The following is a 26001-nucleotide window of genomic DNA, read 5'->3' as shown; positions in this document are numbered from 1 at the left end:
GTACGGCAAGTTTAAACTCAAGGATTACAAATCATCCCGATTTCTGGGAAACTAACTGGCGAGGTCAGTTTATTGCCCTCTATCGTCACCTTACCTTCAGCAATCAGTTTTAGACATTCAGGATAGAGCTTATGCTCGGCGGTGAGGACACGGGCGGCGAGGCTGCTTTCGGTATCGCCTGAGAGGACAGGTACAGCAGCTTGGCCCACGATAGGTCCGCTGTCCATTTCGTGGCGGATGTAGTGCACGGTACAGCCATGGAGTTTACATCCTTCATCCAGGGCGCGTTGATGGGTATCAAGGCCAGGGAAAAGAGGGAGCAGGGCGGGGTGAATGTTGATCATCCGATTGTGCCAGTGCTCAACAAACTCTTTGGTGACAAGACGCATAAAACCGGCAAGGCAAACGAATTCAACGCCAGCGTTTTCTAGCGTTTGCGTAATTGCACTATCAAAGCTTGCCCGGCTTTCATAATCGCGATGGTTTACAGTTGCTGTCGCAACGCCTGCTTTTTCAGCCCGGTCAAGCCCGGCCACGTCGGGTACGTTAGAGGCAACCAAAACGATCTCTGCAGGAAAAGATGGATCTGCGGCGGCATCGAGCAATGCCTGCAGATTACTTCCCCTGCCAGAAATCAGTACGCCAACTTTTAAGCGGGCCACGTTTCAGCGAGCCTTTCGATTTGAACGGCTTCTTCACCCTCTGCGCGGGCTTCGATAGTTCCAAGAGAAACAACTGTTTCTCCTTGCCCTTCGAGAATAGCTGTTACAGCTTCAACTTTGTCAGCAGCAACTACGACGGCCATGCCGATACCGCAGTTAAAGGTGCGCATCATTTCATGCGGATCAATGCCACCTACTTTTCTAATCCAGCTGAATACAGGCGGGACAGGCCAAGCTATGCCATCGATAGTTACACCTAGGCCTTCGGGTAATACGCGAGGAAGATTTTCGGTAAAACCGCCGCCAGTGATATGGGCAAAAGCTTTAACGCCTTCGCCGTGAGGGCCAAAGGCGCGGATCGCTTCGAGACAGCTTTTTACGTAAATCCGTGTTGGTGTCAGCAGAGCTTCGCCCAGTGTTGCACCTTCCTGGAAAGGCGCTGGGTCACTGTAGGCTAGACCAGAGATTTCAACGATCTTACGAATAAGAGAATACCCGTTGGAGTGGGGACCGCTTGAGGCAAGACCCAGGACAACATCACCGTCTTTTACCAGATCGCCAGTAAGAGCCTGTCCTCGTTCGACTGCGCCAACTGAGAACCCTGCGAGGTCATAATCGTTGTCGCTGTACATGCCTGGCATCTCAGCTGTTTCACCACCGATCAAAGCACAAGCCGATTGAACACAACCTTCGGCAATGCCTGCTATGATATCGCGACCAGCTTCAACGCTGAGTTTGCCGGTGGCATAGTAATCGAGGAAGAATAGGGGCTCTCCGCCCTGGACAACGAGATCGTTGACGCACATGGCGACGAGGTCGATACCAACGGTGTCGTGCTTGTTTGCTTCGATCGCGACTTTAAGCTTTGTGCCGACACCATCGTTACAGGCGATCAACAGCGGATCTGTGAAACCAGCAGCTCTGGGATCAAAAAAAGCGCCAAAGCCACCTAGACCAGCCATGGTGCCTGAACGAGTCGTTGATTTTGCAAGTGGCTTAATTGCCTCTACCAATGCATTTCCTGCATCGATATCAACTCCAGCATCCTTGTAACTCAAGGACTCAGGATTATTAGGGATGGTACTTATGGTATCCTCCTGTAACTTCGAGTATTAATGTACTCAAGTGTCTGAACCTGATAATAATCCCGGATCATTTCTGGCCGGTTAATTGCCCTGTAATTTATATGATGATCTTGTAATGATCCTCATAAAGGTCACAGTTCAGGGTTATTATCAGGTTCAGGCATTACCTTACGCCTTTGGCGTCAGGCTCTATAACTTGGGAAGATACTTAATCCGGGATGGTTTGCAATGCGGTTTCGCCGCTTTTTCTATAGAACAGCACTTCTTGTCGCTTTTTTTGCTCTGGTCGGGCAGCAGTTGGTGACACCTGCCCACGCAGAAAATCACGTATATACCGTAAAGGATATACCAATTGATGCGACAGCAGAGTCCGCTACAGACGCAAAGAAACTTGCGTTAAGTCAAGGGTATCAAAGAGCTTTTAGAGCTTTAATCGAGAGGGTTGTCCCTCAGCAGGACCATGCAAAAGTACCGCTTTTGAATGCAACGGATGCTTTAGGCTATGTTCTCGATATCTCGTTGTCTTCTGAACGATCATCATCCGTTCGTTATATTGCCAAAATGACGGTACGATTTAAAGAATCGCAGACTCGGGGCTATTTTCGAAATACTGGTGCAGCTTTAGCTGAATTAATAAGCAAACCGGTTTTGGTTCTGCCTATTCAAAAAGAGGGGGGAGAAGCCTCTCTTTGGAGCGAATCTAACCAATGGCGTGCGGCCTGGGGAAACCTTGGAACCACCAACGGTTTGGTTCCTTTGACCATGCCATTAGGCGATTTGGAAGATATTAGTTCTGTGAACGCCAAGGGCGCGTTGGCCGGGGATAGCGGTCTATGGAGCCTGGCATCCAAGTATGGAAGCAATGACGTTTTTCTTTCCGTTGCAGATATCGCCTCCGATGGAGCTTCAGCAAATTTAACGGCCGTACGCACAGGAAAATTTGGGGATGGTAGAACTTATCGCCAAAAACTTGTTAAAACAGCAGAAGAATCAACATTACAAATGTTGGAGCGGGGGGCTATATCTCTTAACCGTTCTCTTCAACAGGATTGGAAGCAAGCTAACTTGCTTCAGTTTGGCGTTGAGCGGTGGATTCTCGTTCAAGTTCCGATCACTGGACTGCAGGATTGGGTGCTGATCAATAATCGTCTTCAAGGGGTGCCTGCGATAAATCGTTTAAATACACGTTCCATTAATCGTAATCAGGTGGATTTGGATATCTATTTCTCAGGGGATGAACGTCAACTCTCTCTTGCGCTCGCACAAAAAGATTTAGCCATGTCGCTTAATGAAAATAGTAACTGGGAATTACGATTGTTGAATCGGCCGGCATCATCTTCAAGCCTGGCTTTACCTGCTCAGGATCAAACGGTGATTAATCCATCTGAAACAATTGTTGATGAAGTTGCCGTTCCTGCGCAAGAAATTGATTTGGGCGGAAAAAAAGAAGTTGTTGCTCCGGAATAAACTCATGGTTTAATCAGGGGTAAGGTTTTTTATATCTAGGGGGAACGATGACAGCGGAACGACAGATACGATTTTGGTTAATCGGGTTAGTTTTCTTTTTAGTATCGGTTTATTTCTTACGTTCGGTCCTTCTGCCCTTTGTGGCAGGTATGGCAATAGCTTATTTTCTCGATCCGGTTTGTGACAAACTTGAGGAGATGGGGCTGTCTCGTACCCTTGCTACAACGCTGGTCACCGTTATCTTCATTCTGACACTGGTTCTAGCCCTTGTTTTACTGGTCCCTGCACTTGTTGGACAGGTCCTGGATCTTATTGAAAGCCTTCCTATATTGGTTGAGGCTGTTCGAGGACAGGTAAGTAAGATCCTTGCGGTTATAGAAAACCGTGTCGATGGGGAGAGCCTGGTTAGCTTAAAGCAAGCTCTGGGTGATAGCTTGAAGACAACTGCTAAATGGCTTTCTCAACTCGCTGGTGGTCTTGTCGATGGCGGGGTCGCCTTTGCAAATTTAATGTCTCTACTTGTGATCACACCTGTGGTTACTTTTTACCTTTTGAGAGATTGGGATAAAATTGTCGCCCGTGTGGATAATTGGCTGCCGCGTCCTCAATTAGAGACTATTCGCCGATTAGCAAAAGAAGTAGATGATACGCTTGCAGGTTTTATTCGTGGGCAGGGTACAGTTTGCTTGGTGTTGGGAGGGTTTTATGCCATTGGTCTGAGCTTGGCAGGACTTAAGTTTGGCTTGGTGCTGGGCATGATCGCTGGCCTTTTATCGTTCATACCTTTTGTGGGATCCGGCATCGGTTTGGTTCTTTCGGTAGGACTTGCTTTTTTTCAGTTTGATAGCTGGGGGCCAATTGCAATTGTCGCGGCTGTCTTTTTTGTAGGGCAGATTTTAGAGGGTAATGTTCTCACGCCTAAGTTGGTAGGAGAGAAAATTGGCCTCCACCCAGTGTGGGTAATTTTTGGTCTGCTAGCTGGGGGAGCGTTGTTTGGGTTTGTCGGAATGTTACTTGCCTTACCTGTCGCAGCTGTAATTGGCGTTGGTGTACGATTTGCTCTAAGTGAATATATGGACAGTCGGTATTATTATGGTATCAATCGCCCCGTAGGATCCCAGGATGGTAAGTCCGGGGATTCTTAAAACCTTAAGAAACTGAAATTAAGACAGTCGTTTTGTAAATGGATAGTTCCCAGCTACCTCTTGATCTTGGGCATCGCCCAGCGCTTGGTCGTGAAGATTTCCTTATTGCACCGTGCAATGAGGTGGCTGTTGCATGGATTGACCGCTGGCCTGACTGGCCGGGGCATGCCTTGGCATTTTATGGCCCTTCCGGCTGCGGAAAAACCCATCTTGCTCATGTTTGGCAAAACGAAAGCGCGGCTATTTCAATCGCTGCAGCGGACTTGTTAAAAAGTGATCCAGACGAGCTGTTGAGTTTACAAAAAAACTGTATCGTCGATGACATTGCAAGTGAACTCCTCGGCTCCTCTGAGTTACAGCGCAAGCTTTTTCATCTCTATAATTATGTGAGAGAAGAAAGCGGCACCATTCTCTTTACCGGGCAGGAAGCCCCATCCAGATGGGCGATCTCTCTACCAGATCTTGCTTCTCGATTATCGGCAGTTCCCTCATTTGAGATGGGATCTCCGGACGATTTTCTCTTTGAAGCTCTGTTGGTGAAATTGTTTTATGATCGCCAGCTTACAATTAGCAAAGAGGTCTTAAGATTTCTGGTTCTTAGGTTGGATCGATCCTTTGAAGCCGCGCGTGAAATTGTCTCTAACTTGGATCACGCTTCACTCGCATCTCAGCGCGAAATAACCATCCCATTCGCCAAGGCAATCCTACACAAAATATCTACCCAAGAGTAACGCTGCTTATTCACCTGGGTGGAGAAGTCTCATTAAAACAGTGTTGTCACGTGATAAATCAGACCAACTGTCTGCTTGGCACTCGAGAATGGCAAGACCAGCAGGGGGCAGGCCACGGTAGATCCGTTTAACGGCCTCTGGATTGGATTCAATACCACTGATATCAAGTAAAAATTGACTCAAGCCAGGATTATGTCCAACCAAAGCGACAGTCTCTGTTGTATCAGGCCGGTTTTTCAAAAATTTTAAGATCAGTTGAGAAGGTGCTAGGTACAATTCGGGCGTGGTTTCTATAAGTATTCTTGATGCGAGGTTTTCTTCTACAAATTGGGATGTTTCCTGAGCGCGTGTGGCTGAGGAGGTCACAATTTGCGATGGGCTTGAAATTTTACTAATAGCTTGCCCAAGCCATTGAGCTTCGTCTTGTCCTTTTAATGTAAGGGGGCGATCTGAATCGTCTTGATTTTTTTTCGCTGGTTTAGTCGTCGCATGGCGCGCAATAAAAATTGTTTTCATTTCAAATCACAGCAATATTTGTATCTAGTCTTATGGGAAGCATGCACTATACTAAAGAAACAGAGATCACACTTATATATATTTTCATTCTTTTTATATATTACTCTTAAAGTTCAATTACGTGGAGAAATTTATGCCTGCTAAGGTTGCTCAAGATATTTCAATAGGGAATAGCGAAAAAGATAAAACAGAAGTCTTATCAATAGCGGAAGATTCCCCTAATCGTTTTATCAACAGGGAACTTTCCTGGATTGCATTTAACGAGCGAGTACTTGAGGAAGCTGATAATCCAACCCATCCCCTGCTTGAGCGCTTAAGGTTCTTGTCGATTTCATCTGGAAATCTTGATGAATTCTATATGGTACGTGTAGCCGGACTTATGGGGCAGGTTAATGCGGGCGTGAGCAGTCGAAGCCAAGACGGCTTGTCTCCGGAAAGACAGCTTAAGGCGATCGATGAGAAAGCTGAGTTGTTGATGCATCGGCAACAGGAAATATGGTCCAGTTTGAGCCGTGAACTTGGTGAGACGGGATTTGATCTTCTGAAGAGAACCGATCTTAGTCAGGAAGACGAAGAATGGTTGTCCGAGTATTTCCAAGATCAAATTTTTCCAATTCTCACCCCAATTGCCATCGATCCTGCACACCCTTTTCCCTTCGTCCCTAATCATGGTTTTTGCATGGTTTTGGAGTTGGAAGACGAAATTGAAGACAAGTTTATTAACGGCTTGATTGCGATGCCACACCAGCTTGATCGCTTTGTTCGCTTGCCGGGTGATCATCACAGGTTTATCCGTCTGGAGCAGATTATTCGCCTACATATATCCCAATTATTTCCGGGGTTTAAGGTGAAAAGCGTCGGCCATTTCCGCTTGTTACGAGACAGTGATATTGAGATTGAAGAAGAAGCGGAAGATCTTGTCAGAGTTTTTGAAAGCGCTTTGAAACGACGTCGGAGAGGGAGCTGTATCCGTCTTTCGATTGATGCTAAGATGTCGGACAACTTACGTTCTTTTGTCACCCGTGAACTCGATGTGGATCAGGGACGTGTGTTTGTTCTCGAAGGCCTGCTTGGTTTAGTCGATACCCGTAAGCTGATCATTAAGGATCGCCCCGACCTAGTCTTTCAGCCCTATACTCCTCGCTTTCCTGAGCGCATTCGTGAGTTTGGTGGTGATTGTTTTGCGGCAATACGCGAAAAGGATTTGCTGGTTCACCATCCTTATGAAAGTTTTGATGTTGTTGTCCAGTTCATCCGCCAAGCCGCGAGTGATCCTGCTGTTGTTTCAATCAAACAGACACTTTATCGCACCAGCGAAGATTCTCCGATTGTAAAGGCACTGATTGAAGCTGCTGAACGAGGGAAAACCGTTACGGCTTTGGTTGAGCTTAAAGCCCGTTTTGATGAAGAAAGAAACATTCGCTGGGCGCGCAATATGGAGCGAGCTGGCGTTCAGGTGATTTATGGCTTTATACAGCTAAAAACACACGCGAAGCTGTCTCTCGTAGTACGCCGTGAAGGTAAGAAGTTGAAGTCGTATGTTCACTATGGCACGGGGAATTATCATCCCATTACAGCCAAGGTATACACAGATCTATCCTTCTTTAGTATTGATCCCGCGCTTTGCCGGGATACGGCAAAACTATTCAATTACATCACAGGTTACGCAAAACCTCTTCCGATGGAAAAAATTGAGTATGCGCCGCTGACTTTTAGAGAGCGGCTGCTCAGCCATATCAACCAGGAAACCGAACTCGCCAGGGAAGGTAAACCAGCCACGATATGGGCTAAAATGAACGCGCTTGTTGATCGGGAAGTCATCGATCATCTCTATAAAGCCTCTCAGGCGGGAGTTTCCATCGACTTGGTGGTAAGAGGTATCTGCTGTCTACGTCCCGGAGTTCCAGGACTGTCAGAGAACATTCGTGTGAAAAGTATCGTCGGGCGATATCTGGAACATGGCCGAATTGTAGTTTTTGGCGATGGTCATTCCATTCCATCACGTGAAAACAAAGTCTTTATTTCTTCTGCGGATTGGATGCCTCGAAATCTTGACCGACGTGTTGAGAGTTTTGTTCCAATTGAAAATCCGACGGTACATCAGCAAGTGTTGGAACAGGTTATGATTGCGACACTAAATGATACGGCCCAATCCTGGAATCTGAGTTCTGATGGAAGTTACCTTAGGGATGAGTTATGTGAAGATAATTTCTCAGCACATAATTACTTTATGACAAATCCTTCTTTATCAGGTCGGGGAGCAGCACTGAAGGATAAGCGCGCTACGCCACGACTTAAGCGTCTTCGCTAATACTTTGTATTGAAGTCGTTCGAAGAAGGGGAGCGCGTTTAGTTTTCGGGTGAGGTGAATTGTTGCTTCTGGGGAAGTATTTCCATGGTGGCATCAACGTTAATGATAACTTCAGAAAGGTTTTTTGTCGCTCTTCTTCGAAGTTTGTAATTTACCAGATATGTACCAGAAGGGAGGGAGATGTCTTGGCCATAGTAGAAGGTTCTTAACCCTTCTACAGTGCTGTTGCTTACTCGATTGTTGCGTTTGTATACATCACCATCTGGTGACAGGATGCGGAGCTCCTCTTGATCTCCTTCGCGTATTCCCCAGAGGTTAACCCAAAAGTAGATTTCTCTCGTGCCAGGCTTGTAGGTTTCAATGTCTATGTCGCTGGTTTCAAGTTCATCAAAGCTGGGGTGGTGATCTGAAAATCCAGTTTTAAGCACCCCGCCTTTTCTGTATCCTAATTTAGCGTTAGCGTCGGCTGACCAGTAAGACCTACCATTTGCAGCAGTATCACAACCCTCATTTCCTTTCATGCCGGTAAAGGGATCTATGGTCTCATGCTTATATGAAAGGTGGAAATGTAAGTGTGGAAAGCTTGTAGAGCCTGATAAGCCGACCAAACCGAGTACCGATCCTCTTGAAACTTCTTGCCCAGGCTTGACAATCACGCTTCCCTGCCTCAAATGACCATAAAGTGTGCGCCAGCCGTTGCCGTGGTTAATAACCACGGAGTTACTACGTTTTGGCGGGGCGCCACTTAAAAATTTAACTTCTTCCTGATTTAATGCGCGATCAGAGATACCATCCTGAATAACTTCAACTTTGCCACTGGCGGCTGAAACTACTGGGTACCCTGTTTCTTTCCATTTCGGGGAGCTGACACGGATGTCGATGCCTTTGTGCCCATTGTATGTGAGAATGCCACATGTATGATCAAGGGCACCAGGGCCCGGGTCGTAATCAAAGTAGTGCTGTATAAAACAATCCGTTGCTGTGTCACAAACAACAGGGAAGCCCAATAAAGGCGCAGAAGTCGACTTGGTTTCAGCCAAGGTCATCGTTCCGGACATGAGGAACAATCCAGCCATAAAGCTCAATAAATACTGAGTTGGAACAATCAGCTGGAAATTAATCGAGATCCTCCACGACAAGTTTGCCATTCTTGATGCTGAGGGCAATGAGCCCCTTCTTAAGGCGGAGAGCCTTTTCCCCGAATACTTCGCGACGCCACCCAGATAAGGCTTTAACATCTGCGTTATCGTCTGCGGCAATCTTTTCCAAGTCACTGCTATTTGCAATCAGTTTTTGTGCAACGTCAAACTCGTCACATGATTGCTTTAACAGTACTCGCAGCAAATCAATAATGGCAGCTAGCCCGTTGTTGGGGATTGTACGCTCCTTGGGGGCAGGGCAATCCTTTCTGGGCAGATCCATCGCTTTTTTTACGGCAGCCAATATCTCTTTACCCAGGCGGCCATCTGCCATGTCGACAGATACGCCACGGGTTTTAGAGAGCTCTTTTGGGTTTGTTGGCCTGTTAGAGGCTATGTCGTAAAGTTGCTCGTCTTTTATGACTCGCCCTCTTGGGGTATCCCGGCGCTGTGCTTCGATTTCACGCCAAGCAGCCAGCTCTTTTAAGATAGCCAAATAGTGCCGGTCATTTGAACGCGTTTTTAATCTTAGCCATGATGTCTCTGGGTCTTGCCTATAGGTCTCTGAGCTTTCCAGGATCGCCATTTCCTCGTTGAGCCAATGTGCTCGGCCGCTTTTGTCAATTTGCTCACGCAATTTTGCATAGATGTCCCGTAGGTGAGTAACATCAGATAAAGCGTAGGAAATTTGTTTGGGTGTTAGTGGGCGACGAGACCAATCCGCGAAACGCGCTGATTTGTCTATTTCAACATTTACCAGTCGGCGAGCGAGGTTATCGTAACCAATAGAATCTCCGAACCCACAAACCATTGCTGCTACTTGAGTATCAAATAAGGGGTAGGGAACTTCGTCCATAAGCAGGTGAAATATTTCCAGATCCTGACGCGCGGAATGGAAAACCTTCAAGACATCTGGCTTTTTCATCAGTTCAAAAAGCGGTGTGAGGTCAATATCTGGTGCCAGGACGTCAATCGCTGCGTAGTGATTGGCATCAGCAACCTGGACAAGGCACAGCTTCGGCCAATAGGTCGATTCACGAAGGAATTCTGTATCAACAGTTACGACGTCAGATTTGGCCAATTCCTGGCAGAGATCTGATAGTTCTGTACTAGATGTAATCAATGTCATGGCGGGACTATACGTGGCTCATCCCCGCTTAGAAAGAGCAATATGGAAATCCTGTAATTTCCTTAAAAATTTATCCAAAATGGCCTCTGAGAATATTTTTTCCATTACTTTGGTCAAACTTGGGGCTCTAAACCTTGACAAAAGGGCGTTTGGATGCCTTTTTCCAACGGAATATTTGATGGTTTTGGCAAAGTGTACGATTCAATCTGTTAGGCAATAAATTTTTGAGCTCTGGCTCTTGCCTTTTTAGATTGTAAACTACGCATTCTTGCCAAATCTAGATCGCTAAAATGCCAAAGGAAAAACTATGCATCCGTATCGTTCCCATAAATGTGCTGAACTACGCCTTTCAGACGAAGGTCAGGAAGTTCGCCTATCTGGTTGGGTCCACCGTAAACGTGATCACGGGCAGCTTCTATTTGTAGATTTGCGTGACAGTTTTGGTATTACGCAGTGTGTGGTTGATGTTTCTAGCCCGCTCTTTCAAAAGCTAGAAGATACGCGGGTCGAATCAGTTATCACTGTAACGGGTGAAGTTGTTAGTCGTACTGCTGAAACGATTAATCCATCACTTCCAACAGGTGAGATCGAAGTTCGGGTGCGTGATCTTGAGATCCAGTCACGTGCAGAAGTTCTTCCCCTTCAAGTAAACTCCGATGAAGATGCCGGTGAAGATACACGCTTGCGTTATCGCTACCTGGATCTGCGCCGCGAAAAAATGGTCAAGAAGCTCAAACTTCGTTCTGGCGTGATCTCTTCTCTTCGCCGTCGTATGATTGAACAAGACTTTATGGAGATTCAGACACCTATCTTAACGGCCTCAAGCCCAGAAGGTGCACGTGATTTCTTGGTCCCAAGTCGTATTCATCCTGGTAAGTTCTATGCTTTGCCACAAGCCCCTCAGATGTTTAAGCAGCTGTTGATGGTTGGTGGTGTTGATCGCTATTTCCAAGTTGCGCCTTGTTTCCGTGATGAAGATAGTCGTGCAGATCGTTCTCCTGGTGAGTTTTATCAGCTCGATTTTGAAATGAGCTATGTGACACAGGATGATGTCTTTAACGCGATTGAGCCTGTTCTTCATGGTGTATTTGAAGAATTTGCCGATGGCCGTGAAGTTTCACCTTATCCGTTCACGCGCATCCCTTACGCAGAAGCTATGGCCAAATATGGTTCAGATAAGCCAGATCTGCGTAACCCGATTATCATTAATGATGTAACTGAAGCCTTCCGTGGTTCTACCTTCGGTATTTTTGCTCGTGCAATTGAGGGAGGTTCTGTCGTTCGTGCTATCCCAGCTCCGGGTACCGCCGGGAACCCACGTAGCTTCTTTGACAAGTTTAACGACTGGGCGCGTAAAGAGGGCGCTGCTGGTCTTGGCTATGTCATCTTTGATAAAGAAGGTGTGCCAAAAGGACCAATTGCCAAAAACCTTGATGAAGAGCGTTTGGCACAGATTAAAGAGATTGCAGGCCTTAATAACGGCGATGCGGTATTCTTTGCATGTGATAAAGAGCTTGCTGCAGCGAAGTTCGCAGGTCAGGTTCGCAACAAACTTGGGACCGATCTCGACCTTCTGGACAATAAAGTCTTCAAATTCTGCTGGATTGTTGATTTTCCAATGTACGAGCTTGATGAAACTACTGGGAAAATTGATTTCAGTCACAACCCATTCTCTATGCCGCAGGGTGGAATGGAAGCACTTGAAAACGAAGATCCTTTGACGATTAATGCTTATCAGTACGATATCGTTTGTAATGGTATTGAGCTTTCATCTGGTGCTATTCGTAACCACCGCGCAGATATCATGTACAAAGCTTTCGAAGTTGCCGGTTATAGCAACGACGATGTTGAAGAAAGCTTTGGCGGCATGTTGTCAGCCTTTAAGTTTGGCGCTCCTCCGCATGGTGGTTCAGCCCCTGGTGTCGACCGTATGGTCATGATGCTTGCTGATGAGCCAAATATCCGTGAGGTCATTGCCTTCCCAATGAACGGTAAGGCAGAAGATCTACTGATGAAAGCGCCTGCTGAAGTTGATGAAGAGCGTCTTCGTGAGTTGCACATTAAGTTGGATTTACCCCTGGAAGACACTGAATAAGTCTTTCATTACTTAATGGATGTCCTGTATCGGGGCTTCTCTATATGTAATTTAAAACCAAGACCGTTCTGCAATTATTGCAGGGCGGTTTTGACTCGCCACAGTTGGAGAAGAAAGATCCTCCTCCCTCTCTGGTGGAAAATTTAGATAAAATTTTATGTTTAACCATATTATTACTTGCTTTGAGAGCTCAAATGACTCATGATTCTAGCAGGTTAAAGGTTATTCTTGGGGGGATACCATGCGGCGAATTCTCATCGCTTCTACATTCGCATTAACGCTATCGGGCTGCGCTTTGCCTCCTGCAGTCGGCGTTGCATCCCTGGCTGTTGATGTTGCAAGCTATTTCTTTAGTGGTAAAACTCTTACTGACCACGGCATCTCTGCCGTTGCACAGCAAGACTGTGCCCTGATCAGAATCATGCAAGGTGGGGTGTGTGAAGACTATGTTGATTTTGAAGTTGCAGACACGATGCTTGAGCCTCTTTCTCCCGTAGATCAAATTGATATTGCAGAAGTATCTGATCTTGAAAGTTCTGTTAGTTACTTTTCAGAGGATGCCCAATTGGGTGGCGTAGATCCCAATGCTGTTTCTGCTTACTCACAAGAAATTGCTGCTGTTGAAGCGCAAACAGATCACCTTGCTGTTGAGGAAGTGATCTTTGACGGTCAGACTGCGGAGCTTTTCAATGATGTTGATTATCTGGCAGATGGTGTCAGCCCGGTTGGATTTGATGGTTAACGCTTGAGAGAAGCGGACAAGTTACTTCCCTCGGCTAGGTTATGGTTTCAAGACAAAAAAACAGCCTCGCTGAATTGCCGAGGCTGTTTTTTTGTGAAGGTGTCTTGGTTCTATCTTGGTTAAGAACACATCGAGCTATACTCGTTGTCATTATGGTTAGGAGCCAGTTGTTAGAAACGAGTATGTGTGATCTTAGAAAGAACTCCCTTCTAAATAGATGTTTTTTGAACCTGGGCTGGTTAGCTTGCTGCCCTTGCTATGGTACATAGCCTTATCTGCTTGATGGAGCAGTTGGTTTGCTGTGCTGGAGGCTGTGTATTCTTCATGGCCTACGCTTACTGAAACCGGAATTTCATGCTTTCCCCATCGAACAACAAGTAGGTTAAGTACCTTGTTAAGTTTGCCAACAATAGCTGAGACTTTGGTGGGCGGAGTGTTCGGCATGAGGACAGCAAATTCGTCCCCGCTTAGGCGAGCAACGTAGTCACTTTTCCGGCAATGGCTTTGTAATTTGTTTGCGACTTCTTTAAGAACGTTATCTCCAGCCAGGTGGCCATAGGTATCGTTTATGGATTTAAAGTGATTCATGTCGCAAATCACAAGAACGCCTTGATCGCCATTTCTTTCGGCTCGGTTTAGTGTGCGATCCAGTTCTTTTTGAAACCCTCTACGATTTAAAAGCCCTGTCAACTCATCTGTGATGGAGAGAGTTTCTAGATAACGAATACGCTCATGCTGTTCTGAGAGGGTTTGTTCTGCAAGGGCAGCAGCCTCTAGTAATTCCAGAACTTGTTTGTCTGTGAAACGCTTACTGTCGTTTGGACTGGTGTAAGCTATACGTCTGAGTCGAAACATCAGGCTATCTCTGTCCGCCGATATTTTGACTTCATCATCTTTCTCAAAAGACCCTGTATAGAGGGGCTCTAGTTCGTTAAAAGCATCCGTATATGTCACATTGACCACCATCACTGTTGTCGATAACGGAATGAAATATGCAATTTGAGTGCCAAGAATGGCTCATTTTATAATGGTTTGTTTTTAAACATAAAACGAGCTAGTGCTTGTGGAGTGATAGTATCAATCGTGAGCGTGACGTTAACTACAGGTTCTTTTGCCTGATGAAAGGTGTTACGTTGTTTCTGTTGTAGAGCGTCAACCACTTTGTCCGGTTGCGTCAACCACCTTGGCCGCTTTTGATGCGGCTGTGATCTGACGTTTATTTACGATGCTTCAGGCATATTTTTCACCTTTTTGTTTGTGGTTTTCCGCAACATTTTTTTGAGATTTTGGGCGGCTTCCCATTGTCTGTAGCTGTCGATATTCATCTCAAGAATGGTTGAGTGGTGAACAAGACGATCGATTGCTGCAACGGTCATGGCCTTATCTTGAAAAATATTGTCCCATCCGCTAAAAGGTTGATTGGCAGCAATTGCAATACTTCGGTACTCATATCGTCTGGCGATCAATTCAAAGAGCACGGATGTTTCAGATATATCCCTTTGTGCATAGGTAATATCATCGAGAATGATGAGATCAAATTTATCGAGTTTTGCGAGGGCGTTTTCGAGCATAAGTTCACGTCTGGCAGCCTGGAGTTTTTGCACCAGATCACTGGTTTGCGTATAGAGCACACGGTATCCAGCCTCTATAAGAGCATAACCTACGGCGCATAGGAGATGAGTTTTTCCTCCCCCTGAATTTCCAATGGCAATCAGATTTGCTCTTGCGTCAATCCAGTCACCGGCAGACAAGGCTTCGACCTGCGCCTTTTTCACGTTAGGCAGCCGCTTGAAGTTAAAAGTGGCCAGAGTTTTTCCGCCCAGCAGGTTTGATGCGTTGAGATGGCGTTGAATGCGTCGCGTGTCCCTTTCGGCCAATTCATATTCGGCCAAAACGGCAAGGAACCTGGCTGCTGACCAGCCCTCCTTGTCGGATTGGATTGCGATATCTTGCCAGTGTTTGTGAAAGCTGGGTAATCGTAAGTCAGTTAGCATAAGAGGCAGCTTGTGCTGATCCACTTCAATGTTTGTCATGCCCGATCCTCCAACAGAGTATCAAAGACTGATAATGAAGGTTGAACCACGGGAATATCAGGAGGTAAATCCGTGTTCTTTTTTGTGATATTCAGCTTAAGTTTTTTTGCGCAAGGTAGCCTTCCTGCATTGATTTCTCTCGAAATCAGGTGCGCGACTTCGGCCTCACAAGCCTCTTCGTGCGCAAGGAAAAGTATCCCAACCATCTGACGACACGCATCTCTGCGGGACAACTTTTTCTGAAACAATGTCCAGGCCAGGGAGTACTCGGTTCTTGGAAAAATACTGTCACGATAAATAGAATTGGCGAGTGCCTGAGGTTTACGTTTGAGAGCATGAATGACGTGATGATAATTGATAACATGAATGCGGGGGCCTTTGCCGTGCCCCCGCTCACGAGAATGGCTGACGACATGAGTGCTGCCTAGATAGGCTTCTATCCGGTTATCGTAAATATGGACACGCAAGCGTTGACCAATTAGGCGAGAAGGGGCGCTATAAAAAACCTGCTTAACTAAAAAACCACTTGTTTTGGTAACTCTCGACACGACTTCAGTGTAATCTGTTGTTCGCCGAGGAGGTAACGCCTTGAGAGATTTCAACTCTGTTTGGATATCTTGGTCACGATGTTTGTTCCGTCTAGCAATCAGCTCGTCCAAAAATCGCCGATACTCATCCAAAGTGTCAAAGTCATTACTGCCACGCAAAATCAGGGCCTGCTTTATCGCAGTCTTAAGGTGACCGTGGTGAGATTCAATGGCACCGTTCTCGTGTGATTCCCCTCTGTTATTTCGACTGGCCTCCATACCGTAGTGCTCAACAAAAGCAGAATAACGTTTGGTAATGTCCTCCTTTTCCTCAACGCTCAAATTCCGAAAGGCCGCAGACAGGCTGTCGGTCCGGTGGTTTTCAGGAGCGCCCCCCAAGGACCAAAGCGCATTTTGTAAGTTCTCCGCAAGGGCTGTAAAACTCTCACCGCCAAGTACGACCCCAACATGTTCCCATCGGCTATATACCAGAACAAAATGATAGAGCCGATGCACCAAAGGATCTCCTGCAATGGTAATACTTAAGTCGGCTGCATCCGTGAAATCTGATTGGCCCATGTAACCCGGCTCAGGTGTTTGCCTGAAAATGATATCCTTTTCAGGGCCATTCAGAGCCCGCCATCCCCGAACTCGGCGCTCTAACGTGCGCTTGACACGGTCATCGGGAAAACGGAGCGGATAGAGGCTCTGTATGTGGCGCAACAAAGTAATGGGTTTGACCGAGTTGTCTTTATCCAAAATGGGAAGGATGTCCTTATCCCAGATATCTTCAAGCGGATCAGAAACTGTTCGCCCTCGCTTTATATTGCGTTGTGACGGTAAAGTCGCATCAACGTCAAATCGGCGGGCCGTGCGTTCGCTAAACCCTGCGCGGGCAGCGGCGGTTCGTTGACCATGAGTTTTTCTATCTGTCATGTAAAGTCTCAGTTGTTCATCTGTGATAAATTTATACGGCAAACAGGTTCCTCCAATTACATCTAGAGGTTCCTAATTTATCAACTCACAGCAGCTTGTAACTAACACCAAATTAAGCCTTGGCCGGTGGATCTGATTATCAAACGGGCACGCCCTTTTTAATGATCAGATCCACCGGCCAAGGTGGTTGTCGCAACCGGCCAAGGTTATTGTCGCTGAACATTCTGTCGACGTTCCAGGGTAGCAAAGCTTCGAAGTCTTCGACGGTTTGAGCCTTTGGTAACTCAGTAAAAATATGTCGTAGGTAAGAATATGGCTCGATGCCGTTAGCCTTAGCCGTCTCCACTATGCCGTAGAGATTTGCACTGGCCTTTGCCCCGTTCTGGGAGTTTGAAAACAACCAATTTTTTCTTCCTATAACAAATGGTTTGATTACGCGCTCCATTTCATTGTTATCAATTGGTAGACGGCCATCATCAAGGTAGCGAATGAGCCTCGGCCACTGCTTGTCGATATAGTGCAAAGCCTTACCAAGTAACGATGTCGGCGGGGTCGTCGATATAACTTTGGTGATCCACTCTCTCAAGTCTTCAAGGATTGGTTTGGCCTTTTCCTCACGCAATCTCTGACGTTCGTGATTGCTCATGTCTTTGGCCAGTTTCTCTATACGGTATAAGCTCCTGATCGCTTTCATAGCATGGTCGGCGAGACCAGGTTTTCGCTTTTTGGATTTCTCTAGTGCCTTGATGACATCATTGAACTTGCGTCTAACGTGAGCCATGCAGCCAACCCCAACGATTGTGCTGTCGGATGTCACATTCAGATAGACCTGATACCCGTCACTGACAAGATAACCGGTGTAATCTTCCAGCAATCCCTTTGCCACGTGCTCTCCCCTGGATGGATCGTAGTGGAATAGAATGACCGGCTGATCCGGAGGCCCACCTTTTTGTCCCCACATGTAGGATTTGCTTTGAGGCTTTTTCCCTGGTTCTTTCAGCACCTGAACCCCGGTCTCATCCATAGCAATGATATCGTAGTTTAAAAGGTGATCAGTAAACAGATTGATCAGGGGCTGAACCAGATCGCCACATTTGATCACCCACCGGGAGAGTAATGTCCGGTTAAACTCAATCCCGGAGCGGTTCAGAACAGGTACCATACGGTAGAGGGGCAGGCCATCCACATACTTTCCCGTTACGATGTAAGCCAGCAACCCTGGGGATGCGATGCTTTTTGGTATGGGTTGTGGCGGCAGAGGTGCAATTGTTACGCCTTCTTCGCATGATTTACAGGCGTACTTGAAGCGCACATGCTGTAACACCTGTATTTTAGCGGGAATTATATCAAGCTGCTCGGTGACTTCTTCCCCGATCCTGGACATGAGGCCGCACCCGCAGGCGCAAAGCTTTTGTTCTTCTGGGATATCGTGCTCAATCCGGACACGAGGCAAGTCTTCAGACAAAGAACGGCGCCCACCTTTTTTACGAGTGTGAGCTGGAACTGCAATTTCCCCAATGTCGTCTTCTGTCTCGGTGCCATCCTCAGCCGTTTCCTCAGCTTCATCAAACAAATGGCCCTGTTGTTCAGGGACTGACTTCTCACTGGAGGGGGCAAACTGTTGATGCCGCAACAACCTGTTTTGCTCTTCAAGAATATCAATACGCGCATGAAGCCCACGGTTTAATACCCGCAATTCTTCATTACTTTCCAGGAGGTTGGAGTGCGCTTTTGACATAGCCGGAGTATAGCAAATTTATACTCACCAAAATAGTATAAAGTACTATAAATATTTAATATATTGCCGAGTAATTCACAGATTTATGCTCGTTCACATGGCGAAGATCAACACCATCCAGAAGCCAGTTCAGTTGCCTGCCATTGAGCTCAATCAGGGCTCCTTTGCTCAAATGAACAGGCCATGAAAATAGATCCTTTTCAAGGCTCTTCTGCCACATACAAAATCCGTTCTTTTCCCAATACAACATTTTTATCTTGTTGCTTAGGCGATTGCTGAAAACAAAGAGATGACCTGAAAATGGGTCAAGGCTCAGGATATCATCTACAAGAATGGACAAGCCATTTATCCCTTTGCGAAAATCCACAGGCTTCGCGCAAAGATAAATAACAGGCAAAGCATCCGAAGGTCGGCGCATCAGACACCTTCAAGGGCATTAACAATGGATGTCAGATCTGATGTCCGGCCCGACACAGGCCAGTTAACTTCAAGCCCGTTGCGCAAGATAACCAGGCAATGCAGTCGTACTGGGATATCTTCTGAACCAGATAAAACCCGATGCAAATTTTCATCCACACCTGTAACAGCAAAAAGACCTTTCTTAACCAGTTCACCTTTATGGTGGTAAAAATCCTTCAGATCAAGATCGTGGGCCTCGGCATAAGCTTTCATCCCAAGTCCACTCTGATCACAGATACGCGTATGAGACAGCCACTGAATTTCTGTAGGCGATAATTTTTGATCAACTGAGGACATTAAGCTACTCCATTCATAAGGAAAAAATGAAGCATACTTGCTGCGACTTAACTCAAAAAGATGGGGTTAACGTCACGCTCACTATCAATCTGCAAAATGTTCTTAGACTATAGGGACCATAACGGTGGGGGGCGGCAAAAAATGCATTTCGTCTTTTTGTGTCTTTGCAGCAGATCGTTTGTGTTGGGTCTGAGTTAGGTAACGGTTTTCCATTAAAGCCATTTTGTCGAATATTTTATGTCATAATTTACACAAGGTGTTGTGTTTGTGTGAAGAGAATGATGCCATGCATAGGCGTTAAATTTGTGATTGTTCGGAATGAGATTGCCAATGATTAAAAATAGACGGACACAAGATTATTTATCACCCCATATATACATGGCAGTGATCTTTGTGACTTTTATTACGCTTATTCTATCTACAGTAAGGGAAGTCTATGCGGCACCTGCTGGTATTGATTTATTACCCCACAAAGCCGTCTACAGTTTAGGGCTTAAGGCCTCTGATCGTGGGGCGATAAATGCAATGAGCGGTCATATCACTTACGATTGGACCGGAGATTGTAAGGGGTGGGTTGTCAAAAACGAATTAGACATGGATGTGGCATATAGTAGTGGCCAAACTGTGAGAATGGAGCTTCGGTTTAGTACGTGGGAAGCTCAGGATGGTTCCAGATACCGATTTGCTGTGCATCAAAACGATAGTATATCGGGGGTGTCTAGCTACATAGGCAGAGCCTTGCGTAATGATGAGAATAACTTAGTCGCCGTGGAAATTACAGCACCGGAGCAGGGCAAGGCAGAGTTGAAAGGAGCTCTATTTCCAACGGCTTTTTTATCAGAGATCATTCAAGCAGCACAAAGTGGCAAGATGTCAATCAGCTACCCTGTATTTGATGGGACGACTGAGCTGAAAGCTTTTAATGTTTCGGCCGTTATTCTTCCTGTAGAAGGGCAAAGTAGTCTTCCTGAAATGGCAGGACTCAAGGCCTGGCGAGTTTTTTTAGGGTTTTACGAACAGGATGCTGTGAGCTCCGTTCCGGTTCAAGAGCAGTCGCTTCTACTGTATGAAAATGGAGTTGTTACTGAGATTGAGCTCGATTTTGGAGAATTTGTAGTCGCTGGAGACTTGGTTGAATTTGAGGCAACGAAAGCACCGATTTGTGAATAAGAGAAAGTTACTCTTTCTTGTGATTAGACTTTAGTTAGGATTTTTTTTCAGGACCCTTGTAAGAGCGTCCTTTTACGATGCTGTCTTGACCTAGTTTGTTACGTACCGCGTCGAGGGCGTTTTCAATTTTTTTTCTTTTCTCTTTTTGGGGGTCGAGAAAATCTTTTGGATCTGCCTGTTCATCTGAAACCAAGTCGCTTCCACCCACTCCAATCAATCTGAACCTTTGGCCCGTGCACAGTTCTTTCAAGAGGGGTAAGGTCGTTTGGTATATTTCTTCGGCTAATTGTGTTGGGGAGAAGGATTTACGACTGCGTGATATCTGTTTGAAATCCGCTGTCTTTAGCTTAAGATTTATTGTTCTTGCAGCGTATTTTTTCTTTTTTAAGTTGGAAGAAACATTTTCGCTGAGATTCCAGAGAATTTCGGAAAGTTTGTCAAAGTCGCCGATGTCCTGATTAAACGTCGTTTCATTTGATATGCTTTTTGTCGGTGATACGGGCTGTACTGAGCGCCCGTCTTCACCGCGAATAAAGTGATATAGCCGTTTCCCCATCAGACCGTAACGCTGCATGAGTTCATCTTCACTATAGGGGAGCAGGTCCTTGATTTGACGTAAGCCATCGCGATGCAAGCTTTTTTCCAGACTTGAACCAACTCCCCAAATTAGGCGTACCGGTTGTTCTTTTAAGAACTCTTGAGTATCACTTTTTCCAAGAATTGAAAAACCGCGTGGTTTGTCTAAATCAGAGGCTATCTTTGCCATCGATTTATTGTAGCTCAAGCCAACCGAAGCAGATATTCCAACCTCTTCTTCGATTTTTTTTATCAATTTGGCGAGAGTTATTGCGGCGCAGTGACCGTGTAGTGTTTGAGTTCCTGAGAGGTCCAGAAATGCTTCATCAATGGATAGGGGCTCTACGAGTGGTGTGAGATCTTGCATCATGGATCTAACTTTGAGGCCAGCCTCTTTGTACTTGCTCATATTTGGTTTCACGACCACGGCTTTGGGGCAAGCTTGCAGTGCTTTATACATGGGCATGGCTGATTTTACACCATAAAGGCGTGCGAGGTAACATGCGGTTGAAACGACACCTCGTTGTCCGCCACCGATAATAACAGGTTTGTCACGAAGATCTGGGTTATCGCGCTTTTCAACACTTGCATAAAAAGCATCGCAGTCAATGTGTGCCATGGTTAAGGTATCAAGTTCTGGGTGACTTAAAATGCGAGGGGAATGACAATGAGGGCAGCGCTTAGGTTGCTGCTCTTGAGCTGGAATTTCTTTTTGCCAGTTAAAGCAGTCTCTGCAAAGTGAGGGCATGGTTTGTCGCAATAAATAAATGTTCCCTTTTTATATCCTTTTTGTTCTGCTACGTGCAATAATTTGTTCTTATATGCGACTTCACATGATGTATGGTTGTTTTAGTCGTATTTGAAAATTAAATTAAAATAACTAGTTAATTTACTAATATTCTTAGAAACATTGGCAGAAAATTTTGTCTTATATATAAATTTAATCAATATTTCCGTTACCTTATGTTAACTAAAGTTGAGTAGTGTGACATTCAAGGGTATTGTTTCAGTGTTTTATGGTTAACTATCTGAGACATTTTATGAAACACATAGGGCCCTATGTGTTTTTCAGAAGGCATCGGCAGGATTCATTTATGAAGGCTAATAGCGAAAAAACCGTTCTTGTTGTCGAAGATAACGAACTGAATATGAAGCTTTTCCATGATTTACTGGAAGCTCAAGGATACAACATTCTTCAATCCAAGGATGGTATGGAAGCGCTTTCTATTGCGCGAACACATAAGCCAGATCTAATTTTAATGGATATTCAATTACCGGAAGTATCAGGGCTTGAGGTTACGAAATGGCTTAAAGAGGATGATAATCTTCGTGCGATTCCCGTCATTGCGGTAACTGCTTTTGCCATGAAGGGTGACGAAGAGAAAATCCGAGAAGGCGGCTGCGAAGCCTATATTCCCAAACCAATTTCTGTAACGAAATTCTTAGAGACTGTTGAGCGGTTTTTAAAATAGAATTGCCTTAAAACTTATTGAAAGAGTGCGACATCCATGGCGGCAAGGATACTGGTCGTAGACGATATACCTGCTAACGTTCGGCTTCTCGAAGCTAAACTCATGGCAGAATATTTTGAAGTAATAACGGCTTCAGATGGTCAATCCGCACTTGATATTGCCGCTCAAGAAATGCCCGATATTATCCTGTTGGATGTTATGATGCCGGGGATGGATGGTTACGAGGTCTGTAGTCGTCTCAAAAGTAATCCCAAGATGCGTCATATTCCTGTTGTGATGGTTACGGCATTAAGTGAGGTTAGTGATCGTGTCCGTGGATTAGAGGTCGGGGCCGATGACTTTTTGACCAAACCGTTAAATGATGTTGCTTTGTTTGCCCGTGTTCGTTCTCTCGTTCGTTTGAAAATGATGACAGACGAGCTTCGTGTTCGTCAGGAGGCTTCGTCTCGCTTTGCATCGATTGGCTCTAACGAGCCAGACGATGAAGAAGAAATTGCAAATGCCAAGATCCTTTTGGCGGAAACGAATGACCTGACCGCGAGCAAAATTATTAACTTTCTGACTGAGTTAGACCATAGCGTTGATCATGCGCGAGATTCTCGCTCTGTATTAGATCTCGGTCAGGAAAATAGCTATGATTTGTTTATTGTTGCCCTCGACTTGGGGAATGAAGATGGTCTTCGATTGTGTTCCCAGCTAAGGGCTCACGAGGAAACCCGTCATGTCCCCATACTCTTGGTTCTTGAAGAGGAAAATCTCTCTCAATTAGCAAAAGGCCTGGATATTGGGGTGACCGATTATCTGGTCAAGCCTATTGATCCGAATGAGCTTCGCGCCCGGTGTAAAACGCAGATTAAGCGTCGACGTTACCATGATCGTCTAACGGATATGCTTAAGAAGAGTGTTGCTCTTGCTTATACTGACCCACTTACAGGTGTATTTAATCGCCGCTACATGAACGCTCACCTTGATAGAGCGATTATGGAAATCGCTGAAACGGCCAAGCCTGTTTCAACGTTGATGCTGGATATTGATCACTTTAAAAATGTTAATGATACTTTTGGCCACGCCAGTGGTGATGAAGTCTTGAAAGTCCTCGCGAAACGTGTGACCGACGCTCTCCGTGATTTTGACATGTTGGCCCGTTATGGTGGGGAAGAGTTTGTCGTGGTGATGCCAAGTGCAACGACAGAACAAGCCTTTACTGTGGCGGAGAGATTGAGAATCCGCGTCGGTGATAAGCCTATTGAGATTCCCGGGTCAGCAGAGCCGCTTACGATTACAATTTCAGTGGGTGTTGCGACGACATCTGATCCGATGGAGATTGCGGACAGTTTGTTGGATCGTGCAGATACTGCTCTTTACAAAGCCAAATCGAAAGGCCGGAATTGTGTTTGTATAGAGCAATCAGGTAAGGGGCCTTCTGGGCACATTGCGACGATATAATCAATCTTATTAATCGGCAGTCTTTAGGCTGTTGCTCTGGTGTATTTATGACATAAAAAAAGACCGCCTAGAGCGGTCTTTTTTTATTAAAAGCTCGAAGAGCTTATTTCATTTTCGCTTCTTTGAAAACAACGTGCTTGCGAGCGACTGGGTCGTACTTGCGAAGTTCGAGTTTTTCAGTAAGCGTGCGCGGGTTTTTCTTTGCTACATAAAAGTAGCCAGTGTCCGCGGTGCTTACCATGCGAATTAGTTGTGTAGCCGGCTTAGCCATTGCGAAATCCTCATCGCGCTAGTATTGAATAATTACAGGGGCGAAACATAACGTTTTGAGCCCCTAAGTCAAGCCCTGAAATGACATTTTCTTTGATTATCATTTCGTCAGTGATAAAGCAAAATATTATATGGCTATCTCTTATGGAATAAGTTCGGAGGTTGTTGAGTTAGGCATGCCTTTTGCTAAGTCTATCAAGTTCGGTTGAGACAGGAGAGATTCTGCTATTTGAATGTCTAAATCATGTAATTCAGTGCTTTGTGGACAAGTAGCTTTGATGGTTTCTAAAGCTACTACCTCATTTTCTGTTGAACGAAGAGGCGGTTTTTGTCGGGCACCTGATTTAAGGTGGGCAATGATACTCTCTGGAGAGGTTGCGGCGGCTGTGGCTGTGCATATATTAGGGATAATGCCCCGATTATGAATGGCGTAACCTGATGGAGCATGGAACCGGGCCCATGTTACCCTAAATTCTGCTCCATTTGGCAAGCCATTAAGCGTTTGTACCGTTCCTTTGCCGTAAGAATTACTGCCAATCACTATTGCTCTTCCAGAATCCTGTAATCCAGCTGCGAGGATCTCAGAAGAGGATGCGGAGTTCCCATTAATTAAAACAATGACAGGTAAGCCTTTTCCGACATCTCTACTTTCCGCAATATCTATTTCATGGCTTTTAGGGTGTCGCCCTCTTACCGATATGATTGTGCCACTTGATATAAATAAATCGGCTCTTCTCCGCTTTGTTGAGTAGAAAAAGATGCCGACCGCCAAGTAACCTGTTGATATGTATGGTTTCTGATAACTTTACATAGAGCAGGTATATGACAATCAACATCTCGCAGCATATTTTAGGCCTCAAAGGGCAACGTGTAAATGAAATTAAACTGGATGACGGCGGTGTTAAGATTGTCATTCACTGCAGCCGAGACGCGCGTAGGAGGGCTATAGACCCTGCTACAGGCCAGAAGGGAAGCATCAACCAGCATGTCCGCCGACAAGTAAACGACATCCCCCTTTTTGGGTATCCTTGTGTGGTCGAGATTGAGCTGGCGCAGGTTTATATTAACAAGGGCGAACGCCGCATTGAGGGGTGTGATTTTGTTGATAAAGGGTGCCGTTTCACTCACCGATTTTGCCGACTGATCAGTGGATTATGTCGGCATATGTCTATTCAAGCGGTTTCCAGACATTTGGATATACGATGGGAAACGGTCAAGAATATCGACAGGGCATACCTTATTGAAACTCTCCCTACGCTTGATCCTGCAGAGCTAACTGGCTTGGAATATATTGGTGTAGATGAAGTTGCCCGGGCGAAAGGTCATGACTACATGACGGTGGTCTACGATATGGTTGGCGGTCATCTGATCTGGGTTGAAGCAGGCCGAACTGCCGAGGTTTTTTCAAGGTTTTTGAAACAACTGCAACCAGATACAGCCTGCAAAATAAAGGCCGTAGCGATGGATATGGGGCCTGCCTACCAAAAGGCTGTCAGAGAGTCCTTGCCGTTGGCCGACATAGTATTTGACCGTTTCCACGTCATGAAAAACTACAGCAAAGCTATCCATAATCAGCGTCGACTTGAGTTCAGAAAGGCCGATCCAAGTGGTAAAGAGTTGATGAAAGGGACGCATTATCTGTTGCTCAAAAATGCGGATAAGTTGAGTGAAAAACAAAGTGACAAGCTGCAAAGGTTGCTGGAGAGCAATAGCAACCTGAATGCACTTTACGTCTTGAAAGAACAGCTTCAGCTGCTGTGGAGTGCCGCTTCATTTGAGGCGATGGCGGAGCAACTGGAACGTTGGTGCCTGATAGCAGATCAGTCACAGATGCTCTATCTAAAAAAGTTCGCGAAATCCCTACGGAAACATTGTGTGGGCATCTGCAACTACGCCAAACACAAGCTCACAAGCGCCAGGATAGAGGCTGGTAATGTCAGTATAGGAATGATCCGTAAGCGAGCCAGAGGCATCAAGGATACCGAATACTTCAAACTCAAAATTAGACAATCATCCATTCCAGATAATCAATCTATGCTCTATTTGAAATCCTAA

The 26001-nt window shown here is 45.7% G+C and carries 25 protein-coding genes; 10 read left to right on the top strand and 15 right to left on the bottom strand.

Annotation, left to right across the window (positions count from 1 at the left end):
- Positions 1-17: 17 nt before the first annotated feature.
- Both purN and purM read right to left on the bottom strand, forming a co-directional pair.
- Complete coding sequence (gene purN / locus ACOGW3_RS07590) at positions 18-662, bottom strand: phosphoribosylglycinamide formyltransferase (RefSeq protein ID WP_419902402.1); 645 nt, start codon at positions 660-662, stop codon at positions 18-20.
- Positions 650-1720 (bottom strand): phosphoribosylformylglycinamidine cyclo-ligase, encoded by a 1071-nt coding sequence (gene purM, locus ACOGW3_RS07585; RefSeq protein WP_419902401.1) that lies wholly within the window; start codon positions 1718-1720, stop codon positions 650-652. The genes purN and purM overlap by 13 nt, the downstream gene beginning before the upstream one ends.
- A gap of 255 nt (positions 1721-1975) precedes the next feature.
- Between purM and ACOGW3_RS07580 the strand changes: the two genes are divergently transcribed.
- The 3 genes from ACOGW3_RS07580 to ACOGW3_RS07570 are packed head-to-tail and all read left to right on the top strand — an operon-like array spanning position 1976 to position 5090.
- A complete protein-coding gene (locus ACOGW3_RS07580; protein ID WP_419902400.1) occupies positions 1976-3214 on the top strand; it encodes a DUF2066 domain-containing protein in 1239 nt (412 codons plus the stop codon).
- A 47-nt stretch (positions 3215-3261) separates the two neighbouring features.
- Positions 3262-4359, top strand: coding sequence for an AI-2E family transporter (locus ACOGW3_RS07575; RefSeq protein ID WP_419902399.1), 1098 nt, complete (start codon positions 3262-3264; stop codon positions 4357-4359).
- A gap of 38 nt (positions 4360-4397) precedes the next feature.
- Positions 4398-5090 (top strand): HdaA/DnaA family protein, encoded by a 693-nt coding sequence (locus tag ACOGW3_RS07570; protein ID WP_419902398.1) that lies wholly within the window; start codon positions 4398-4400, stop codon positions 5088-5090.
- A gap of 6 nt (positions 5091-5096) precedes the next feature.
- Here the strand turns inward: ACOGW3_RS07570 and ACOGW3_RS07565 are convergent, their stop codons facing one another.
- Complete coding sequence (locus ACOGW3_RS07565; RefSeq protein WP_419902397.1) at positions 5097-5606, bottom strand: SixA phosphatase family protein; 510 nt, start codon at positions 5604-5606, stop codon at positions 5097-5099.
- A 133-nt stretch (positions 5607-5739) separates the two neighbouring features.
- On the opposite strand from ACOGW3_RS07565, the gene ACOGW3_RS07560 reads away from it, so the two are divergent.
- The gene (locus tag ACOGW3_RS07560) at positions 5740-7917 is read left to right on the top strand and encodes an RNA degradosome polyphosphate kinase (protein WP_419902396.1); all 2178 of its coding nucleotides are present in this window, start codon (positions 5740-5742) and stop codon (positions 7915-7917) included.
- Between the two features lie 38 nt (positions 7918-7955).
- Here ACOGW3_RS07560 and ACOGW3_RS07555 read toward each other — a convergent pair whose 3' ends face one another.
- Together ACOGW3_RS07555 and rnd are read right to left on the bottom strand one after the other, a co-directional pair.
- Positions 7956-8975: a M23 family metallopeptidase gene (locus ACOGW3_RS07555; protein ID WP_419902395.1), complete on the bottom strand. Its 1020-nt coding sequence runs from the start codon at positions 8973-8975 to the stop codon at positions 7956-7958.
- Between the two features lie 58 nt (positions 8976-9033).
- Positions 9034-10185, bottom strand: a complete 1152-nt coding sequence (gene rnd, locus ACOGW3_RS07550; RefSeq protein ID WP_419902394.1) for a ribonuclease D — start codon at positions 10183-10185, stop codon at positions 9034-9036.
- 307 nt (positions 10186-10492) lie between these two features.
- Here rnd and aspS point away from each other — a divergent pair, with 307 nt between their 5' ends.
- Positions 10493-12280 (top strand): aspartate--tRNA ligase, encoded by a 1788-nt coding sequence (gene aspS, locus ACOGW3_RS07545; RefSeq protein ID WP_419902393.1) that lies wholly within the window; start codon positions 10493-10495, stop codon positions 12278-12280.
- Between the two features lie 241 nt (positions 12281-12521).
- On the top strand, positions 12522-13022 hold the full coding sequence (locus tag ACOGW3_RS07540; RefSeq protein ID WP_419902392.1) for a hypothetical protein: 501 nt from the start codon (positions 12522-12524) through the stop codon (positions 13020-13022).
- Between the two features lie 192 nt (positions 13023-13214).
- Here the strand turns inward: ACOGW3_RS07540 and ACOGW3_RS07535 are convergent, their stop codons facing one another.
- The 6 genes from ACOGW3_RS07535 to ACOGW3_RS07510 form a co-directional block, all read right to left on the bottom strand.
- Complete coding sequence (locus tag ACOGW3_RS07535; RefSeq protein ID WP_419902391.1) at positions 13215-13976, bottom strand: GGDEF domain-containing protein; 762 nt, start codon at positions 13974-13976, stop codon at positions 13215-13217.
- A 266-nt stretch (positions 13977-14242) separates the two neighbouring features.
- Positions 14243-15055 (bottom strand): IS21-like element helper ATPase IstB, encoded by an 813-nt coding sequence (gene istB, locus ACOGW3_RS07530; RefSeq protein ID WP_419901088.1) that lies wholly within the window; start codon positions 15053-15055, stop codon positions 14243-14245.
- Positions 15052-16560, bottom strand: a complete 1509-nt coding sequence (gene istA / locus ACOGW3_RS07525; protein ID WP_419901087.1) for an IS21 family transposase — start codon at positions 16558-16560, stop codon at positions 15052-15054. Before istA ends, istB begins: the two co-directional genes overlap by 4 nt.
- A gap of 97 nt (positions 16561-16657) precedes the next feature.
- The gene (gene tnpC / locus ACOGW3_RS07520) at positions 16658-18256 is read right to left on the bottom strand and encodes an IS66 family transposase (protein WP_419902390.1); all 1599 of its coding nucleotides are present in this window, start codon (positions 18254-18256) and stop codon (positions 16658-16660) included.
- 55 nt (positions 18257-18311) lie between these two features.
- A complete protein-coding gene (gene tnpB, locus ACOGW3_RS07515) occupies positions 18312-18674 on the bottom strand; it encodes an IS66 family insertion sequence element accessory protein TnpB (RefSeq protein ID WP_419901186.1) in 363 nt (120 codons plus the stop codon).
- Positions 18674-19012 carry a hypothetical protein gene (locus ACOGW3_RS07510; RefSeq protein ID WP_419902248.1) on the bottom strand — a complete coding sequence of 113 codons (339 nt, stop codon included), beginning with the start codon at positions 19010-19012 and terminating at the stop codon, positions 18674-18676. Before ACOGW3_RS07510 ends, tnpB begins: the two co-directional genes overlap by 1 nt.
- A gap of 330 nt (positions 19013-19342) precedes the next feature.
- Between ACOGW3_RS07510 and ACOGW3_RS07505 the strand changes: the two genes are divergently transcribed.
- A complete protein-coding gene (locus ACOGW3_RS07505) occupies positions 19343-20182 on the top strand; it encodes an EipB family protein (protein WP_419902389.1) in 840 nt (279 codons plus the stop codon).
- Positions 20183-20216: 34 nt separating this feature from the next.
- Here ACOGW3_RS07505 and ACOGW3_RS07500 read toward each other — a convergent pair whose 3' ends face one another.
- Positions 20217-21518, bottom strand: a complete 1302-nt coding sequence (locus ACOGW3_RS07500) for a DNA polymerase IV (protein ID WP_419902388.1) — start codon at positions 21516-21518, stop codon at positions 20217-20219.
- A gap of 334 nt (positions 21519-21852) precedes the next feature.
- Between ACOGW3_RS07500 and ACOGW3_RS07495 the strand changes: the two genes are divergently transcribed.
- Together ACOGW3_RS07495 and ACOGW3_RS07490 are read left to right on the top strand one after the other, a co-directional pair.
- The gene (locus tag ACOGW3_RS07495; protein ID WP_419902387.1) at positions 21853-22230 is read left to right on the top strand and encodes a response regulator; all 378 of its coding nucleotides are present in this window, start codon (positions 21853-21855) and stop codon (positions 22228-22230) included.
- Positions 22231-22266: 36 nt separating this feature from the next.
- On the top strand, positions 22267-23676 hold the full coding sequence (locus ACOGW3_RS07490) for a PleD family two-component system response regulator (RefSeq protein WP_419902386.1): 1410 nt from the start codon (positions 22267-22269) through the stop codon (positions 23674-23676).
- Positions 23677-23779: 103 nt separating this feature from the next.
- On the opposite strand, the gene rpmG is transcribed toward ACOGW3_RS07490, so the two are convergent.
- The 3 genes from rpmG to ACOGW3_RS07475 form a co-directional block, all read right to left on the bottom strand.
- Positions 23780-23947, bottom strand: coding sequence for a 50S ribosomal protein L33 (gene rpmG / locus ACOGW3_RS07485; RefSeq protein WP_026261645.1), 168 nt, complete (start codon positions 23945-23947; stop codon positions 23780-23782).
- Positions 23948-24088: 141 nt separating this feature from the next.
- On the bottom strand, positions 24089-24646 hold the full coding sequence (locus ACOGW3_RS07480) for a S41 family peptidase (protein ID WP_419902481.1): 558 nt from the start codon (positions 24644-24646) through the stop codon (positions 24089-24091).
- Positions 24621-24782, bottom strand: coding sequence for a hypothetical protein (locus ACOGW3_RS07475; RefSeq protein ID WP_419902385.1), 162 nt, complete (start codon positions 24780-24782; stop codon positions 24621-24623). Before ACOGW3_RS07475 ends, ACOGW3_RS07480 begins: the two co-directional genes overlap by 26 nt.
- On the opposite strand from ACOGW3_RS07475, the gene ACOGW3_RS07470 reads away from it, so the two are divergent.
- Positions 24769-26001 carry an ISL3 family transposase gene (locus tag ACOGW3_RS07470; protein ID WP_419901077.1) on the top strand — a complete coding sequence of 411 codons (1233 nt, stop codon included), beginning with the start codon at positions 24769-24771 and terminating at the stop codon, positions 25999-26001. The two genes, ACOGW3_RS07475 and ACOGW3_RS07470, sit on opposite strands and share 14 nt — an antisense overlap.

It is taken from the genome of Kiloniella sp. (assembly GCF_965205715.1).
Classification (GTDB): domain Bacteria; phylum Pseudomonadota; class Alphaproteobacteria; order Kiloniellales; family Kiloniellaceae; genus Kiloniella.
Note: the sequence above shows the minus strand (reverse complement) of the source record. Positions and strands in the feature narration are given on the sequence as shown.